The organism is Rhizobium bangladeshense, from assembly GCF_001662075.1.
GTDB lineage: Bacteria > Pseudomonadota > Alphaproteobacteria > Rhizobiales > Rhizobiaceae > Rhizobium > Rhizobium bangladeshense_B.
In genome coordinates, this window is the sequence record NZ_LYPL01000001.1 from 339,612 (window position 1) to 355,689 (window position 16,078).

Sequence of the window (16,078 nt, forward strand, 5' to 3'; positions counted from 1 at the left end):
AGGAATGCGAGACCTGTCATGAAAGCAGTTGTTTGCCGCGAGCCCGGCGTGCTCGAGATCGTCGAACGGCCATCCCCCGCCGCGCCGGCGCCCGGCTGGGTGCGGCTTGCCGTCAGCCATGTCGGCATCTGCGGCACGGATTATCATATCTTCGAGGGCAAACATCCCTTCCTCGAATATCCGCGGGTGATGGGACACGAAATCTCGGCGACCGTGCTGGAAGCCGGTGACGCCGTGGATTTGACGGCCGGCACGCCGGTCATCGTCAATCCCTACCTCTCCTGCGGCCAATGCATCGCCTGCCGCCAGGGCAAGCCGAATTGCTGCACGAACATCAAGGTGCTCGGCGTTCATACGGACGGGGCATTCTGCGAGGAGATCTCGGTTCCCGCAGGCAATCTCTATCCCGCCGAGGGGCTGAGCCTGGAGGCGGTGGCGACGGTCGAGTTCCTGGCGATCGGCGCCCATGCGGTGCGGCGATCGCTGGCCAACGCCGGCGCGCGGTCGCTCGTCATCGGCGCCGGGCCGATCGGGCTCGGGACAGCGATCTTCTCCCGTATCGCGGGGCATGAGGTGACGCTGCTCGACACCAGCACCGAGCGGCTGCAGATGGCGGCCGAACGTTTCGGCTTCACCTCCGGCATCGTCGCCAATGAAGGGACAGCCGAGGCCGTGCGGGAAAAGACCGATGGGGACGGTTTCGACGTGGTCTTCGACGCGACGGGTTACGGCCCATCAATGGAAAAAGCCTTCTCTTTCGTCGCCCATGGCGGCGCGCTGGTACTGGTCAGCGTCGTCAAGGACGATATCCGCTTCTCCGACCCGGAATTCCACAAGCGCGAAATGATGCTGATCGGCAGCCGCAACGCCACCCGCGCCGATTTCGAACATGTGGCGGCTTCGATCGCCAAGGGGCTGGTGCCGGTGGATAAACTGATCACCCATCGCACGACGCTTGCCGATGCGCCGCGCGATCTCGCCCGCTGGGCGCATGAGAAGAGCGGGCTGATCAAGGCAGTGATCCGGGTTGGGGGCTAGGATACAGCGCCCAAGATGCGCGCGGAGTGCTCGGCGTGGATACTCGAGTCAAGCCCGAGTATGACGGAGAGTGGGGAAACCCATGCGGCAAGAGGCGGGACGTTCGGAGGAATCCCAGCAAAATGCGGGGCGGTTTTGTGTGCGGATCGCTTAAACAAAGACGGTAATTCCAATAAAACCACAGGCGTTTGCGGTCCTTGCCGCACGCGCTCCCCCACACTCCGTCGTCCTCGGGCTTGACCCGAGGACCCATGCGGCAAGCACTGCATTCGCGTTTCAAAAGCGCAAAACGGTTACCCTCCGCAAATCGCGGCGCTCCGCTAACCCGCAGCCGCAATTACCCTGCACATCTCCCTAACCACCGCGACATCCGTCCTATTGCTGCTCTTCGCCTCGAAACCAAAGGCGACCGCACGTGGATCGACGCTGTCGACCGGCGAGCTGCAGGACCCATGCACCTCGCGGGCGCCGGTTGCCTGCAAGATGGCCCCGACATTGGCGGGGCGGATGCCGCTGCCGGGCATGATGGAAATGCGGCCGGCGGCCTTTGCCGACAGGCGTTTCAGGGTTTCGATTCCGTCGGCGGCCTTCAGCGCGCAGCCGGAGGTCAGAACGCGTTCGCAGCCGAGCTCGACCGCCTGTTCCAGCGCCTGATCGGCATCCGGCACCAGATCGAAGGCCCGATGCAGCGTCGAGCCGAGGCCGGAAGCATGCGCCTTCAGGCGGTGAATCAGCGGTATGTCGAGCCTGCCGTCCGGCCGGTTGGCGCCGATGACGACGCCGGCAAGGCCGGCGGCGCGCACGGCGTCGATATCGAGCAGCATCGCTTCCTCGTCAGCGCTGCCGAAGATGAAGGGGCCAGCATGCGGGCGGATCATCGCATAGACCGGGATCGGCGCCCTGGCGGCGATCCGCATCAGGCTCGGCAGCGGCGTCAGGCCGCCGAGCTCCAGCGCCGAGCAGAGCTCGATGCGGCCGGCGCCGCCTTCGATCGCGGCGGCAAGGCCCTCGGCGCTGTCGACGCAGACTTCCAGCAGGATCGTCATGCTGCGCTCTCCCTGACTGCGTCGGTTTTCGCGACGGCTTCCGACGTTATTCTTGCCGCCGCCGCGATGATGACGGCGCAGGCATCGGCGGCCGCTTTGCGGTGGTTGAAGGCGACGTGATAGGACATCGGCAGGTGCTCGTCGAGATCGACGATGCGCACCTTGCCGGCAATCGGCATGGCGCTGACCCGGCCGAGGAAGGAAACGTAACCGTGATTGGCGACGAGGTCGACGATCACGGGCAGCGAATCCGCCGCGGTGATATCGCGGCTGCGCAGGCGTCGGTCGGGTGCACGCTCGGCGCTGAAGGCCATGGCCGCATGGCCGAGGCCGGTGCGCGGGCTCGGCATGCAGATCGCATGGGCGGCGACGAGATCGGCGACCGTCGTTTCTGTACTGTGCGCCGGAGCGATCACCACCATGTCGGTCTGCAGCAGTTCGCGATGGCGGAAGCCTTCCAGGCCGAAGACCGAATCCAGGATCGCCACATCGATGCGGCCGCTCTTCAGCGCCTCGCGCAGATCGTCGGCGGTCATCGAGACCAGCGAGATCGCATTGTTGCTGCGGCGCGCATTCCACTCGGAGACCAGCAGGCCGAGGCAGCGCGCCACCCAGCTTTCCGATCCGGTCGGGATGATCGAGCCGATGCGCAGCGACCGGGCGGTGCGGCGATAGCGCTCGTCGGCCGCCGATTTCAGATCATCCCAGGACTGGCTGATCGCCATGAAGATCTGGTAGGCGCGCCTGCCCTCCTCCGTCAGCACCGAACCCTGCGCCTGCCGCTCGAACAGCCGGCGGCCGAGGAATTTCTCAAGATTGGCAAGCTGGAGCGAAAGCTGCGGCTGACCGAGATGAAGGCGGCGGGCAGCGCGGTTGATGCTGCCCTGATCGGCGACCTCAAGAAACCGTTCGATCGCGACGATCTTGACGGGAATGCGGGCGGCCCAGGCCTCATCGATCCCGCCGGCGCCGACTCGGCCGGCGAATTGGCAGAGTTCGCCGAGCGCGACCGTGATCGGCTCCAGGCCCTCGAGCACGCCGCCGCCTGCGATCAACGTGACCAGCTCGCCGGAAGCGCGTTCCGTCAGCTTCATCGCCAGCTCGGTCTCGGCATTGCGGATGGCCGCAGACACTGTGGAGGGCGACAGCTGGAAGCGGCGCGCGGTCTCGCGGACCGAAGCCGAGGTCAGGACGTGGCTGATTATGAACAGGGCGCCGAGATGCAAAGGCTAGCTCCGGAAAGCGCTTTAAAAACCGGACGATATGATGTGTTCGCGAAAAAAGATATCCCTGCCTCGACAGAGCCGGGCTATCGTCGCCATCATAAAAATCCGGGCGGCGGTTATCCGCAGAAGAGCACCGGAAGCATCGCGGAAACACGCAAGGGAACAAAAACAAGTCGCGCCGACCCTGGAAAAGGGAATGGCTTTCCGCGCGCCGCACCGCGTTCGCCGCCATAATCACGGGCGCGAACGCAAATACTGGAGGGGGCTTGCATCGATTTTTCGAGCGTGCACGCTATTTCCATGACGCACGCAATTCCGGCATGATGGCGGCCTTGGCGCCTTCGCCGGCGGATTTCCTGCGCATACGCCTCCTACCGGGGGGTTGCGCCACGTCAACGGTGTTAAAATAGGGGATATTCCATGCTGAAGAAACTCGCACTTGCCGTCTCGCTCTCCGCCTTTGCGGCGGGTGCGGTTCAGGCCGCAGACGTCGTCGTCTCGTCGAAAATTGACACGGAAGGCACGCTGCTCGGCAATGTCATCGCACTGGCGCTCGAAGCGAACGGCATCAAGACGCAGGACCGCATCGCGCTCGGCGCCACACCGGTCGTGCGCAAGGCGATCACCGCAGGCGAAATCGACATCTACCCGGAATATACCGGCAATGCCGGCTTCTTCTTCAACAAGGCCGACGACGCCGCCTGGAAGAACAACGATCAGGGTTATGAACTGGCAAAGAAGCTCGATTACGACGCCAACAAGATCGTCTGGCTGACGCCGTCGCCCGCCAATAACACCTGGGCGCTTGCCGTGCGCAACGATGTCGCCGAGCCGAACAAGCTGAAGACCATGTCCGATTTCGGCAAGTGGGTTGCCGGCGGCGGCTCCGCCAAGCTTGCGGCGTCTTCCGAATTCGTCAACTCGGCCGGCGCGCTTCCCGCCTTCCAGACGACCTACGGCTTCCAGCTGAAGCCCGACCAGATGGTCGTTCTCTCCGGCGGTGACACGGCGGCGACGATCAAGGCGGCCGCCGACCAGACGAACGGCGTCAACACCGCCATGGTCTACGGCACCGATGGCGCGATCGAAGCGGCCGAACTGACCGTTCTCGAAGACGACAAGGGCGTGCAGCAGGTCTATGCGCCGACCGCGATCATCCGCGAAGCGGTGTTGAAGGCCAATCCGAAGATCGAGGAAATCCTCTCGCCGATCTTCAAGAGCCTCAGCGCCGACGAGCTGCGCAAGCTCAACGCCAAGATCCAGGTCGACGGCGAGCCGGCAAAGTCCGTCGCCGAGGCCTATCTCAAGGAAAAAGGCTTCCTGAAGTAATCATCGCCCGCTCCGCCCGGCAGCGGGCGGAGCGTCCTTTCCCCATAAGGTTGGATCGATGGACGAAACCTCAGCGGTCCGCAGGCTGGACCGGCTCGGCGTGGTTCTGGTGGCCGGCGGCATTGCGGCCACGGCACTGATGCCCTTCATCTACGTCAAGGCGAACCGCATCGCCGCCGGCAAGCCGATGCTGCTGACGCAGCTGCTTCCCCAGCCTTCCGTCGTCATCCTGACCGCCCTCCTCATTCTCACGGCCTTGGCGACGCTGTTTCTCCGCAACGCCTTGGCGCGGCTTGTCATCGCGACACTCTCCCTTGGGGCGCTGGTCGTTGCGATCGGTCTCGTCTCGAGCGCGGCGACGCCGCCCGGCAGTACCGTGGCGCGCATGACGCCCGGTGGCGGCTTCTGGGTGCTGTTCGCCGTGATCGGGCTCGTCATCTCCGATGCGCTGGTCAAGATAAGGCTGGCGCCATGGATGCGGGTGGCGGCGCTTGCGGCCTATACGGCGCTGCTCTTCATCTCGCTCGCCTCCGGCCTGCTCGACAGCCTGTCGATCATGAAGGAATTTTCGACGCGGGCGCCGCAATTCGAGACGGAAGCGATTTCGCATCTGCTGCTGGCCCTCGGCTCGCTCGCCATCTCCATCGTTCTCGGCCTGCCACTCGGCATCCTCTGCTTCTGGGTGCCCAGGCTGCGGGCCGTGGTGCTGCAGGGCCTGAGCCTCATCCAGACGATCCCGAGCCTGGCGCTCTTCGGCCTCTTGATGCTGCCGCTCGGCTATCTCGCCACCCATGTGCCGCTGGCGGCCGCTGCCGGTATCCGCGGCATCGGCACGGCGCCGGCGCTGATCGCACTGGTGCTCTATTCACTGCTGCCGATCGTCGCCAATACCGTCGTCGGCCTGCAGGGCGTCGACCCCTCGGTGCGCGACGCCGCAGCCGGCATGGGGCTGACACGCCGGCAGATCCTTGTTGGTATCGACATGCCGCTCGCCTTTCCGGTTATTCTCACCGGCATTCGCATCGTACTGGTGCAGGCAATCGGCATGGTGACGATCGCCGCACTGATCGGAGGCGGCGGCTTCGGCATCTTCATCTTCCAGGGGCTCGGCCAGACCGCCATGGATCTCGTCCTGCTCGGCGCCGTGCCGACCGTCTTCCTCGCCTTCTCATCGGCCGTCATCCTCGATGCGGTCATCGACAGCATCCGGGGGCCTGCCGCATGAGCATGATCGAAATCAGGAACGTCACCAAGCGCTATGGTGCGGCCACCGTCGTCGACAATGTCTCGATGCAGGTCGAGAAGGGCGAAATCACCGTCATCGTCGGCACGTCGGGGTCCGGCAAGTCGACGCTGATGCGGATGATCAACCGGCTGGTGCCGATCACCGAGGGCGAGATCTTCGTCGGCGGCCAGAATGTCATGGACGTCGAGGTGACCGAGCTTCGCCGCCGGATCGGCTATGCCATCCAGGGGCACGGCCTCTTCCCGCACAGAACCGTCGCGCAGAATATCGCCACCGTGCCGCAGCTTCTCGAATGGGATTCGGCGCGTATCGCAGCCCGCGTCGAGGAGCTGCTCGGACTGTTCAATCTCAATCCGGCTGATTTCGCCGACAAATATCCGCACCAGCTTTCCGGTGGCCAGCAGCAGCGCGTCGGCGTTGCCCGGGCGCTGGCGGCCGAACCGGAACTGCTGCTGATGGACGAGCCCTTCGGCGCCCTCGATCCCGTCATCCGCGGCAAGGCGCAGGACGACCTTCTGGCGATCCAGAAGCAGTTCGGCACCACCATCATCCTCGTCACCCACGACATGGACGAGGCCTTCCACCTCGGCAATCAGATCGCGGTGATGAGCCAGGGCAGATTGCTGCAATGCTCGACGCCGGAAAAGATCCTCACCGAACCCGCCGATCCCTTCGTCCAGCAACTGACCGGCACTTCCGACCGGGCGCTGAAGCTGATGTCGCTGCTGCCGCTGAAGGAGAGCATGGAGCCGGCCAAGAGCGGGCTTGCCTATGCTCTGCCGCAGTCGCTCAGTCTCCGCGATGCGCTCGCCGAAATGATCTGGCAGGGCGTTGACGAGGCAGCCGTGCAGGATGGCGAGAAGGCTGCTGTCGGATCGATCTCGATGAGCCGGCTGCTCGAACTGGGCCGCAAGGCATGAAGCTCCTCGTCGCCAATCTCTTCCGCCTGGCGGCGCTCGCCCTGCTCTTGATCCTGTTGTTCAGGACCGAAGGGCTTTCCTTCCTGCTGACACCGCTGACCAGCAACAATGCGCCCGCCGTCTATACGCAGAACAGTCTTGCCTCGCTTGCGCTCGGGCATCTGCAGCTCGTCATCGGCTCGATCGCCTGCAGCGCCGTGCTCGCCGTTCTCGGCGGCATCTTCGTCACCCGCGACAGCGGCGCCGATTTCCTGCCGCTGTCGCGGGCGATTGCCAATGCCGGGCAGACCTTTCCGCCGGTCGCGGTGCTGGCACTTGCCGTTCCCGCCACCGGCTTCGGCGCCATGCCGACGCTGATCGCACTCTTTCTTTATGGCCTCTTGCCGATCTTCGAAAACACCGTCGCCGGTCTCAAGCAGGTGTCGCCGCAGGTGCTTGATGCCGCCGACGGCATGGGCATGAGCGCCACGCAGCGGCTGTTGCGGGTCGAGCTGCCGCTTGCCTTGCCGCTGATCCTCGAAGGGCTGAAGGTTGCGACGGTCATCAATATCGGCACGGCGACGATCGGCTCGACGGTAGCGGCAAAGGGTCTCGGCGAGGTGATCATCGCAGGGCTGATATCGGACAATACCGCCTTCATCCTGCAGGGCGGGCTGATCGTCGGCCTGATGGCGGTGCTGATCTATGACGCCATGGGCCTCGTCGAAGCGGCGATCACCCAAAGAATCGGCTTGCGCGCGGCGTAAGGGGACCGCTACCACAGGCGTGACCGAAAGAATGGGAGGCAGAATTGGCGAAGATGATCCACTCCATGATCCGAGTCCTCGACGAGGCGCGTTCGGTCGAATTCTACAGCAAAGCCTTCGGCCTCTCGGTCGCCGATCGTATCGAATTCGCAACCTTCACGCTGATCTATCTCAGCAATGCCGAAACCGGCTTCGAACTGGAGCTGACGGTCAACAAGGGCCGGACCGAGCCCTATGATCTCGGCAATGCCTATGGCCATCTCGCCGTCTCGGTCCATGAGGTGGCGGTCGAGCGTGAGCGCATGCTGAAACTGGGGCTGAAACCGGGTGAGCTGGTCGAGCTCAATCGCGACGGCAGGCTCTTCGGCCTGTTCTTTTTCGTCAGCGATCCCGACGGCTACAAGATCGAAGTGCTGCAGCGCCACGGGCGGTTTCTTTAGAAACCCGCCATCACCCATACCACACCAAAAAGGCCCCGTTTCCAACGGGGCCCTTCCAGTTCGGCCTATCGGACGAGATTACATCCAGTAAGGCGGCACGCCATAGTAGTCATAGACCCGGCGGCCATTATCGTTGTACCAGGTGTCGTCATCGTCCGAATAGCTCGGGGCGCCTTCGATCTGCTCCTTGGTCAGGTCGATGCGATAGCCGTCCAGCTGGGTGTCGTAGTTCAGCTTTTCCCAGGGGAGCGGATAGTGATCGTCGCCCATACCCAGGAAGCCGCCGAAGCTCAGCACCGCATAGGCGACGCGGCCATCAAGCTTGCCGATGATCAGGCGTTCGATCGAGCCGATATGCCTGCCATCCGGGCCGTAGACGCGGGTGCCTTCAACGCGGTCGCTGGCGATCAGCGAAGGCGTATCCTTCACATTCGGGTCGCGGCGGGTGGCATCGGTTTCCTCGTTCAGCATTATGCACCTCCTTTGGTGTTCCTCATGGTGAGTATGCAGAATCAACGTCAGGACGGACTCAAAGTTCCCGGTCAAGCCATCCGCAAATGTTGACGTTTACGTCAAGGTTAGTATAGCGTCATTCAGCTTGAACCGTTCAGGCAATGGCATAAGCTGCCGGACAGGAAGATGGAGGATGCTTCCGGTCAATTGCAGGCCAGCCGACAGCGGCTCGGCCGGCGCGGCGGCCGCAAGGGAGAGAGATACGATGACCAGCATTTCCGTCCATCCGAACGGAACAAAAGCCGACAAGCCCTGGCTTGCCACCTACCCCGATATGGTTCCGGCCGAACTGCCGCCGCTGGAATATGCCTCGCTTGCCGAACTCTTGGAAAAATCCTGCGCCCGTTATGCCGATCGCACGGTTTTTTCCAGCATGGGCAAGGCGATGAGCTACCGCGAGTTGGACGACCAGACGCGCAAGGTCGCCGCCTGGCTGCAGAGCATCGGGCTCGACAAGGGCGACCGCGTCGCGGTGATGATGCCGAACGTCTTGCAGAACCCGGTCGCGACCTATGCCATTCTTAGAGCCGGCTTCGTCGTCGTCAACGTCAACCCGCTCTATACGCCGCGTGAACTCGAACACCAACTGCGCGATTCCGGCGCCAAGGCGATCTTCGTCCTGGAGAATTTCGCCCGTACGGTCGAGCAGGTCCTGAACAAGACCGATCTGCGCCACGTCGTCGTCACCTCGCTTGGGGAGATGCTTGGCCCCAAGGGACTGATCGTCAATTTCGTCGTGCGCAAGGTGAAGAAGCTCGTCCCCTCCTGGTCGATCCCGCAGCACAAGAGCTTCAGCCAGGTGCTGCGCGAAGGTGCGAAAAAGAGCCTTCAGCCGGTGGCGCTTACCGGCGGCGACGTCGCCTTCCTGCAATATACCGGCGGCACAACAGGCGTTGCCAAGGGCGCGGTGCTCACCCATCAAAACCTGCTTGCCAACAAGCTGCAGCTATCGCTCTGGCTGCGATCGGCCTTCGAGCGCAAGAAACAGCCCGAAGTGCTGAATTTCCTCTGCGCCCTGCCGCTCTACCACATCTTCGCGCTGACGGTGAATTCGCTGATGGGCATATCGCTCGGCGCCCACAATATCCTGATCGCCAATCCGCGCGACATTCCCGGCCTCGTCAAGGAATTCGAAAAGTATGATGTGCATATCTTTCCCGGCCTCAACACGCTTTTCAACGCGCTGATGAACAATGCCGATTTCGCCAAGCTCGATTTCGCCCCGCTGATCATGTCGCTCGGCGGCGGCATGGCCGTGCAGCGCCCGGTCGCCGAACGCTGGCTGAAGATGACCGGCACGGCAATTACTGAGGGTTACGGGCTTTCCGAGACCTCGCCCGTCGCCACCGCCAACCGCTTCGATTCGATCGAGTTTACCGGCTCGATCGGTCTGCCGCTGCCTTCCACCGACCTCGATATCCGCGACGAGGAGGGCAATTCGCTGCCGCTCGGCGAAATCGGCGAGATCTGCATCCGCGGGCCGCAAGTGATGGCCGGTTATTGGCAGAAGCCGGAGGAAACGGCGCGGGTGATGACGGCCGACGGCTATTTCCGCTCGGGCGACATGGGCTTCATGGACGAGCGCGGCTATACCAAAATCGTCGACCGCAAGAAGGACATGATCCTGGTTTCCGGCTTCAACGTCTATCCGAACGAGATCGAGGAGGTCGCCGCCATGCATGCCGGCATTCTCGAAGCCGCGGCGGTCGGCGTGCCGGACGGGCATTCGGGCGAGGCGGTCAAACTCTTCGTGGTCAGGAAGGACCCGAACCTGACGGAAGCCGAGGTGAAGGCTCATTGCATCGCCAATCTCACCAACTACAAGCGCCCGCGCTTCATCGAATTCCGCACCGAGCTGCCGAAGTCGCCGGTCGGCAAGATTTTGCGTAAGGACCTGCGCGGCTGAATTTGACGAATTCAAAGTGTTACAGCGTCTTTGCGCGTCTTTCAGACGCGTGGCGCTGTAATGAGATTAACAGCCATCCGCTTCCTGCAGATGGCTCAGGCTGCAGACAAACCACTGCAAAACCCGCGACGTCATCCTCGGCCTTGTGCCGAGGATCCACGCCGATCACATTAAGCCTCTGAAAATAAGTGTTTTCCTGTCAAGCAATGATTGTGGTCAGATGCTCGGCACAAGGCCGAGCATGACGGAGAAGACTTTGTCAACAAACCGAGCCACCTGCTTCCTGCAGGTGGCTTTTTTCATGTTGGAGCAATGGCTGAACTTGATTTGCGGGCGATAAAGCGAATAGTTTCCGCAACCTTTCCGCCTCCAAAGGAGCCTCCCATGAACGCCATCGTCGAACAGCTGAAAAGCACGGCCGCCGCCACCAAGGCGACCGATCTCCGGGCCGCCTTCGCCGCCGATGCGCAGCGCTTTTCGCGCTTCTCCGTCGCGCTCGACGATCTCCTGATGGATTTTTCCAAAACGGCGGTGAATGACGACATCCTGAAGCTGTTGGTCAAGCTCGCCGAAGAAGGCGGTGTCGAGAAGAAGCGCGACGAGATGTTCTCCGGCAAGGCGATCAATTTCACCGAGGAGCGCGCCGTTCTGCACACGGCCTTGCGCAACCGCTCCAACACGCCTGTTATGGTCGACGGCAAGGACGTCATGCCCGATGTCAACGCGGTGCTTGCCGCCATGGGCAAGTTTGCCGACGAGATCCGCTCCGGCGCTCTGAAGGGTGCGACCGGCAAGGCGATCACCGACGTCGTCAATATCGGCATCGGCGGCTCGGACCTCGGCCCCGTCATGGCGACGCTGGCGCTTGCCCCCTTCCATGACGGCCCGCGCGCCCATTTCGTCTCCAACATCGACGGCGCCCATATCGCCGATATTCTGAAGCTGGTTCAGCCGGAAACGACGCTGTTCATCGTCGCCTCGAAGACCTTCACCACCGTCGAGACGATGACCAATGCGCAGACGGCGCGCAATTTCATCGCCAAGGCGCTCGGCGAAGCCGCCGTGCAGCATCATTTCGCCGCCGTCTCGACGGCGCTCGACAAGGTCGCCGCCTTCGGCATCGACAGCGCCCGCGTCTTCGGCTTCTGGGACTGGGTCGGCGGCCGCTATTCGATCTGGTCGGCCATCGGCCTGCCGTTGATGATCGCGATCGGGCCGGAGAATTTCGGCAAGTTCCTCGACGGCGCCCATGCCATCGACAATCACTTCCGTAAGGCACCGATTACCGAAAGCCTGCCGATGCTGCTCGGCCTGATCGGCTTCTACCACCGCAATGTGCTCGGTTATCCGACCCGCGCCATCCTGCCTTACGACCAGCGCCTGTCGCGCTTTCCTGCCTATCTGCAGCAGCTCGACATGGAATCGAATGGTAAGGGCGTCACCGTCGACGGCACGCCGGTCGAGGGCAATTCCGGCCCGGTCGTGTGGGGCGAACCCGGCACCAACGGCCAGCACGCCTTCTATCAGCTCATCCATCAGGGTACGAGCATCATCCCGGCCGAATTCATGATCGCCGCCAATGCCTTCGAGCCGGAGCTGCGCCATCAGCACCAGCTCTTGATCTCCAACGTTCTCGCCCAGTCGGAAGCGCTGATGAAGGGGCGCACCTTCACGGAAGCCAAGAAGCAGCTGACCGACAAGGGCATGGACGACAAGAAGGCCGATTTCATCGCCCCGCACCGCGTCTTTACCGGCAATCGTCCGTCGATCACCTTCGTCTACGACAAACTCACCCCTTATGCGCTCGGCCGGCTGATCGCGCTTTACGAACATCGCGTCTTCGTCGAAGGCGTGCTCTTCCGTATCAACTCCTTCGACCAGTGGGGCGTCGAGCTCGGCAAGGAACTGGCGACGGGCCTGCTGCCCGTCGTCGAGGGCAAGGAGAGCGCGGCAGGCCATGATTCCTCGACGCAAGGGCTGGTCGCGGCGCTGGCGAAACTGGCGAAGTAGGCGCTCGAGGGCGCTCCCTCTATGTGGATAGAAGGCGCCCGGCAGGCTGCGATTGGCGCCAACATCATCATTGCCAAAACTGACATCGGCGGGGCCTGGCGCGCCCCTGCCGCGACGGGCTCGTCGTGCGAAACCGGATGAAACGTTCTTCTAATGGAAAATTGTAGAAAGAATTCTTCCATTGCGCCGCAATCGCCCTAGATTCAAGCAAATTCTGTGCAATGGGTATTTCCGACGACATGGCCTATCCAGTCCGGGACGACGCTCCGTTCCATTGTTTCCGCCGGCCTCTGCGGCGGCCCCTCGTCCGGATGGCTCGTTCGATATCGATGCCTGCCCGGTATCCCTCCCGTAACATTCAGGCGCTTCTCCAAGACGCTCGTCAGATCGCGTTTTCATGTCCTAACTCAACTGAAGGAAGCTCATGAGCCGTCTTATCGTCGTTTCCAATCGTGTTCCCGTGCCGAGCAAGGACGGCGGTGCTGCTGCCGGCGGCCTCGCCGTCGCGCTGCAGGCAGCTCTGCAAGAGCGCGGCGGTATCTGGATGGGATGGTCGGGAGAGTCGAGCGGCGACAGAGAACCGGGCGCGCTGTCGCTGCAGCAGAAGGGCAACATCACCTATGCCCTGACCGACCTCACCGACACCGACGTCGAGGAATATTATCGCGGCTTTGCAAACCGGGTTCTCTGGCCGATCTGCCACTACCGGCTGGATCTCGCCGAATATGGCCGGAAGGAAATGGCCGGTTATTTCCGCGTCAACCGCTTCTTTGCCCACCGACTGGCACCGTTGATCGAGCCGGACGACATTATCTGGGTTCACGATTATCACCTCATTCCGCTGGCGGCGGAACTGCGCCAGATGGGACTGAAGAACCGGATCGGCTTCTTTCTGCACATTCCCTGGCCGCCGGCCGACATTCTCGTCACCATGCCGGTCCACGAGGAAATCATGCGCGGGCTGTCGCACTACGATCTCGTCGGCTTCCAGACCGACTACGACCTCCAGAATTTCGCCGGCTATCTGCGCCGGGAGGGCATTGGCGACGACCTCGGCAACGGCTTGTTCGATTCGCATGGACGGATATTCAAGGCCGGCGCCTATCCGATCGGCATCGAGACCGCACCCTTCGCCGAATTCGCCGAAAAGGCGGCCAACAACGTCATGGTTCAGAAGACCCGGCGCAGCATCGAAGGCCGCGATATGATTATCGGCGTCGACCGGCTCGATTATTCGAAGGGCATCATTCAGCGGCTGGAAGCGTTCGAGCGCTTCATCACCTGCAATCCCGCCTACCAGAACAAGGTGACCTTTCTGCAGATCACGCCGAAATCGCGATCGGAAGTTCCCGAATACGAGCAGATGCAGAAAATGGTCGCCGAGCAGGCCGGCCGCGTCAACGGCGCCATCGGAACGGTCGACTGGGTGCCGATCCGCTATGTCAACCGGTCGATCAGCCGCAATGTGCTCGCCGGCCTTTTCCGGCTGGCGACGATCGGCTTGGTCACGCCGTTGCGCGACGGCATGAACCTCGTCGCCAAGGAATATGTCGCCGCCCAGGACCCGGATCGGCCTGGTGTCTTGGTGCTGTCACGCTTCGCCGGCGCCGCACGCGAGTTGAAGGGCGCGCTGCTGGTCAATCCTTACGACGTCGAAGGCACCGCCAATGCCATCGCCAGGGGCCTCGCCATGTCGCTCGAGGAGCGTCGCGACCGCTGGAGCATGATGATGGAGCATCTGCTCTCGCACGACGTCTCGCACTGGTGCGAGAACTTCCTCCGGGACCTGGTGGCTGTTCCGAGCTCCGACCGGAGCGGGCCTCAGGGATAGTCTCTTCAGCGCGCGCGAAGAATGAAACCTCCGGCAAAACACTGCTGGTTGGCGCGAGAAACGGGGCGTCGAGACGTTGCGGCATATCCCCTTCTCCCCGCTGGGGAGAAGGGGAATCGAGAGGCTGGGCCCTGCCCTAAAGCCCGATCTCATGCGCCCAGGGCGGGTTGGCGCCGGCGCGGGAGACGGTGACGGCGGCGGCTTTGGCGCCTAGCGTCAGGGCGTTGCGTACCGCCTGTTCGTCGAGCGAGGCGACCTGCGCCTTGGTCAGCAGGCCATCCCTCTTCAGCGAGGCCAGCACGCCGGCATCGAAAGTGTCGCCGGCGCCGACCGTGTCGACGACCGTGACGCGCTCGCTCGGCACCGTCACCTTGCGCTCCCGGGTATACCCGGAAGCGCCTTCGGCGCCCTTGGTGATGACGACGAGCTTGGCGCCCTGGGCGAGCCAGTGGGCGGCGAGCGTATCGTGGTCGCCCGAAAGACCGAACCAGTCGAGATCCTCGTCGGAGAATTTCACGATGTCGGATTTGGCGGCCATGCGCTTGATGCGGGCCATATGCGCCGGCTTGTCCTTGATGAAGCCCGGGCGGATGTTGGGATCGAGCGAGATGACGCGCTTTTCGGCTTCGCGGTCGAGCAGCGCCTCGTAAGTTTCGCCGCAGGGGCTCGGGATCAGGCTGATCGCGCCGAAATGCAGTGCTTCGCAATCATCGCCGAGGAGGGGCAGGTCGGCCTCGGTGATCATCCGGCCGGCCGTACCCTCGTCGTAGAAGGCGTAGGTCGCCTGACCGTTGACGAGTTTGACGAAGGCGATCGTCGAGGGGCGCTGCGTGATGGCGCAAGGGCTGTAATCGACATTGGCGGCCTTCAGCGTCGCAAGCAGGATTTCGCCCATCATGTCGTCGGCGATGCCGGTGAAGAAGGCGGTGGGGATGCCGAGGCGCCCGAGCGCGATTGCAGTGTTGAAGATCGCGCCCCCGGCGTAGGGCGCAAAGCCCTTTTCGCCAAGGGTCGTGTCCCTCGGCAGCATGTCGATCAGGGCTTCGCCGCAGCACAAAATCATCGGATTCCTCCCAACAGGACTTACGCGTTCTTCAATCGATTAAGCGAGCTTTTGTCAAAAGGCTAGAGCGAAAGCTCACTCACGCCACCATTCCTTCCCGACCAGGCAAGCGGCGCATCGAGGAAGGCCTCGACCTCCGACAGTGTTTTGTCGTCGAAGAGCTGCTGCTCCTTGGCGACGGCCAGAACATTGCGCCAGGTGGCGATGTGATGCAGCCGGACCTTGCCGTCGGTGAAGCGCTGTTGGCCGAAGATGTCGTAGAAGAACAGCGCGATGCCGTGATCGACGATGCCGCCGGCGGCGCGGACCGCATCGATGAACTTGAACATGCTGCCGCCGGCCGTCGTCAGGTCCTCGATGACGAGCACGCGCGAGCCTTCCGGCATATTGCCTTCGATCTGGGCATTGCGGCCATGACCCTTCGGCTGCTTGCGGACATAGATCATCGGCAGGCCAAGGCGGTCGGCGAGCAGGGCGGCGAAGGGAATGCCGGCCGTCTCGCCGCCGGCGATGCAATCGAACTGCTCGAAACCGGCATCCCGCATCAGCGTGCTGGCGGCGAAATCCATCACCGTCGAACGGATGCGCGGGTAGGAGAGCAGCTTGCGGCAATCGATATAGACCGGGCTCGCCATGCCGGAGGAGAGCTTGTAAGGCTGAGCGGCATTGAAATGCACCGCCCTGATCTCCCAGAGCATCTTGGCCACCAGTTCGGCCATCAGGGCGCGGTCGGGAAATGTGGTCTGGATCATGCGGCTCTCCTT

16 protein-coding genes are annotated in these 16,078 nt (G+C 62.8%); 10 read left to right on the forward strand and 6 right to left on the reverse strand.

The window, feature by feature from the left end:
* The first annotated feature begins 18 nt into the window (after positions 1-18).
* The gene (locus tag A7X77_RS01645) at positions 19-1,038 is read left to right on the forward strand and encodes a zinc-binding alcohol dehydrogenase family protein (protein WP_064681282.1); all 1,020 of its coding nucleotides are present in this window, start codon (positions 19-21) and stop codon (positions 1,036-1,038) included.
* 320 nt (positions 1,039-1,358) lie between these two features.
* On the opposite strand, the gene A7X77_RS01650 is transcribed toward A7X77_RS01645, so the two are convergent.
* Both A7X77_RS01650 and A7X77_RS01655 read right to left on the reverse strand, forming a co-directional pair.
* Positions 1,359-2,084, reverse strand: coding sequence for a copper homeostasis protein CutC (locus A7X77_RS01650; protein ID WP_064681283.1), 726 nt, complete (start codon positions 2,082-2,084; stop codon positions 1,359-1,361).
* The gene (locus A7X77_RS01655; RefSeq protein WP_064681284.1) at positions 2,081-3,310 is read right to left on the reverse strand and encodes a LysR family transcriptional regulator; all 1,230 of its coding nucleotides are present in this window, start codon (positions 3,308-3,310) and stop codon (positions 2,081-2,083) included. Before A7X77_RS01655 ends, A7X77_RS01650 begins: the two co-directional genes overlap by 4 nt.
* Between A7X77_RS01655 and A7X77_RS31865 the strand changes: the two genes are divergently transcribed.
* From A7X77_RS31865 to A7X77_RS01680, 6 genes are all read left to right on the forward strand, one after another.
* Entirely contained in the window at positions 3,278-3,544 is a 267-nt protein-coding gene (locus tag A7X77_RS31865; protein ID WP_245293695.1) for an acetyltransferase, read from the forward strand. The two genes, A7X77_RS01655 and A7X77_RS31865, sit on opposite strands and share 33 nt — an antisense overlap.
* Positions 3,545-3,730: 186 nt before the next feature.
* A complete protein-coding gene (osmF, locus tag A7X77_RS01660) occupies positions 3,731-4,639 on the forward strand; it encodes a glycine betaine ABC transporter substrate-binding protein OsmF (protein ID WP_064681285.1) in 909 nt (302 codons plus the stop codon).
* A 58-nt stretch (positions 4,640-4,697) separates the two neighbouring features.
* Entirely contained in the window at positions 4,698-5,864 is a 1,167-nt protein-coding gene (locus A7X77_RS01665) for an ABC transporter permease (RefSeq protein WP_064681286.1), read from the forward strand.
* A complete protein-coding gene (locus tag A7X77_RS01670; RefSeq protein ID WP_064681287.1) occupies positions 5,861-6,805 on the forward strand; it encodes an ABC transporter ATP-binding protein in 945 nt (314 codons plus the stop codon). The genes A7X77_RS01665 and A7X77_RS01670 overlap by 4 nt, the downstream gene beginning before the upstream one ends.
* On the forward strand, positions 6,802-7,551 hold the full coding sequence (locus A7X77_RS01675; protein WP_064681288.1) for an ABC transporter permease: 750 nt from the start codon (positions 6,802-6,804) through the stop codon (positions 7,549-7,551). Before A7X77_RS01670 ends, A7X77_RS01675 begins: the two co-directional genes overlap by 4 nt.
* Positions 7,552-7,595: 44 nt before the next feature.
* Positions 7,596-7,991, forward strand: coding sequence for a VOC family protein (locus tag A7X77_RS01680; RefSeq protein WP_064681289.1), 396 nt, complete (start codon positions 7,596-7,598; stop codon positions 7,989-7,991).
* A 78-nt stretch (positions 7,992-8,069) separates the two neighbouring features.
* On the opposite strand, the gene A7X77_RS01685 is transcribed toward A7X77_RS01680, so the two are convergent.
* The gene (locus tag A7X77_RS01685) at positions 8,070-8,462 is read right to left on the reverse strand and encodes a PRC-barrel domain-containing protein (RefSeq protein WP_064681290.1); all 393 of its coding nucleotides are present in this window, start codon (positions 8,460-8,462) and stop codon (positions 8,070-8,072) included.
* 96 nt (positions 8,463-8,558) lie between these two features.
* Positions 8,559-8,720, reverse strand: coding sequence for a hypothetical protein (locus A7X77_RS32910; protein ID WP_156668068.1), 162 nt, complete (start codon positions 8,718-8,720; stop codon positions 8,559-8,561).
* On the opposite strand from A7X77_RS32910, the gene A7X77_RS01690 reads away from it, so the two are divergent.
* From A7X77_RS01690 to otsA, 3 genes are all read left to right on the forward strand, one after another.
* Positions 8,710-10,410 (forward strand): long-chain fatty acid--CoA ligase, encoded by a 1,701-nt coding sequence (locus tag A7X77_RS01690; RefSeq protein WP_064681679.1) that lies wholly within the window; start codon positions 8,710-8,712, stop codon positions 10,408-10,410. The two genes, A7X77_RS32910 and A7X77_RS01690, sit on opposite strands and share 11 nt — an antisense overlap.
* 384 nt (positions 10,411-10,794) lie before the next feature.
* Positions 10,795-12,420: a glucose-6-phosphate isomerase gene (gene pgi, locus A7X77_RS01695; RefSeq protein ID WP_064681291.1), complete on the forward strand. Its 1,626-nt coding sequence runs from the start codon at positions 10,795-10,797 to the stop codon at positions 12,418-12,420.
* A gap of 424 nt (positions 12,421-12,844) precedes the next feature.
* Positions 12,845-14,251 carry an alpha,alpha-trehalose-phosphate synthase (UDP-forming) gene (gene otsA / locus A7X77_RS01700; protein WP_064681292.1) on the forward strand — a complete coding sequence of 469 codons (1,407 nt, stop codon included), beginning with the start codon at positions 12,845-12,847 and terminating at the stop codon, positions 14,249-14,251.
* Between the two features lie 136 nt (positions 14,252-14,387).
* Here the strand turns inward: otsA and A7X77_RS01705 are convergent, their stop codons facing one another.
* On the reverse strand, positions 14,388-15,314 hold the full coding sequence (locus A7X77_RS01705; protein WP_064681293.1) for a carbohydrate kinase family protein: 927 nt from the start codon (positions 15,312-15,314) through the stop codon (positions 14,388-14,390).
* Positions 15,315-15,376: 62 nt separating this feature from the next.
* Entirely contained in the window at positions 15,377-16,066 is a 690-nt protein-coding gene (locus tag A7X77_RS01710) for an orotate phosphoribosyltransferase (protein WP_064681294.1), read from the reverse strand.
* Between the last annotated feature and the right edge of the window lie 12 nt (positions 16,067-16,078).

Coding starts and splice junctions, on each gene's coding strand:
- A7X77_RS01645 (WP_064681282.1), top strand. CDS start 19: ATGAAAGCAGTTGTTTGCCGCGAGCCCGGCGTGCTCGAGATCGTCGAA.
- A7X77_RS01650 (WP_064681283.1), bottom strand. CDS start 2,084: ATGACGATCCTGCTGGAAGTCTGCGTCGACAGCGCCGAGGGCCTTGCC.
- osmF (WP_064681285.1), top strand. CDS start 3,731: ATGCTGAAGAAACTCGCACTTGCCGTCTCGCTCTCCGCCTTTGCGGCG.
- A7X77_RS01665 (WP_064681286.1), top strand. CDS start 4,698: ATGGACGAAACCTCAGCGGTCCGCAGGCTGGACCGGCTCGGCGTGGTT.
- A7X77_RS01670 (WP_064681287.1), top strand. CDS start 5,861: ATGAGCATGATCGAAATCAGGAACGTCACCAAGCGCTATGGTGCGGCC.
- A7X77_RS01675 (WP_064681288.1), top strand. CDS start 6,802: ATGAAGCTCCTCGTCGCCAATCTCTTCCGCCTGGCGGCGCTCGCCCTG.
- A7X77_RS01685 (WP_064681290.1), bottom strand. CDS start 8,462: ATGCTGAACGAGGAAACCGATGCCACCCGCCGCGACCCGAATGTGAAG.
- A7X77_RS01690 (WP_064681679.1), top strand. CDS start 8,710: ATGACCAGCATTTCCGTCCATCCGAACGGAACAAAAGCCGACAAGCCC.
- A7X77_RS32910 (WP_156668068.1), bottom strand. CDS start 8,720: ATGCTGGTCATCGTATCTCTCTCCCTTGCGGCCGCCGCGCCGGCCGAG.
- pgi (WP_064681291.1), top strand. CDS start 10,795: ATGAACGCCATCGTCGAACAGCTGAAAAGCACGGCCGCCGCCACCAAG.
- otsA (WP_064681292.1), top strand. CDS start 12,845: ATGAGCCGTCTTATCGTCGTTTCCAATCGTGTTCCCGTGCCGAGCAAG.
- A7X77_RS01705 (WP_064681293.1), bottom strand. CDS start 15,314: ATGATTTTGTGCTGCGGCGAAGCCCTGATCGACATGCTGCCGAGGGAC.
- A7X77_RS01710 (WP_064681294.1), bottom strand. CDS start 16,066: ATGATCCAGACCACATTTCCCGACCGCGCCCTGATGGCCGAACTGGTG.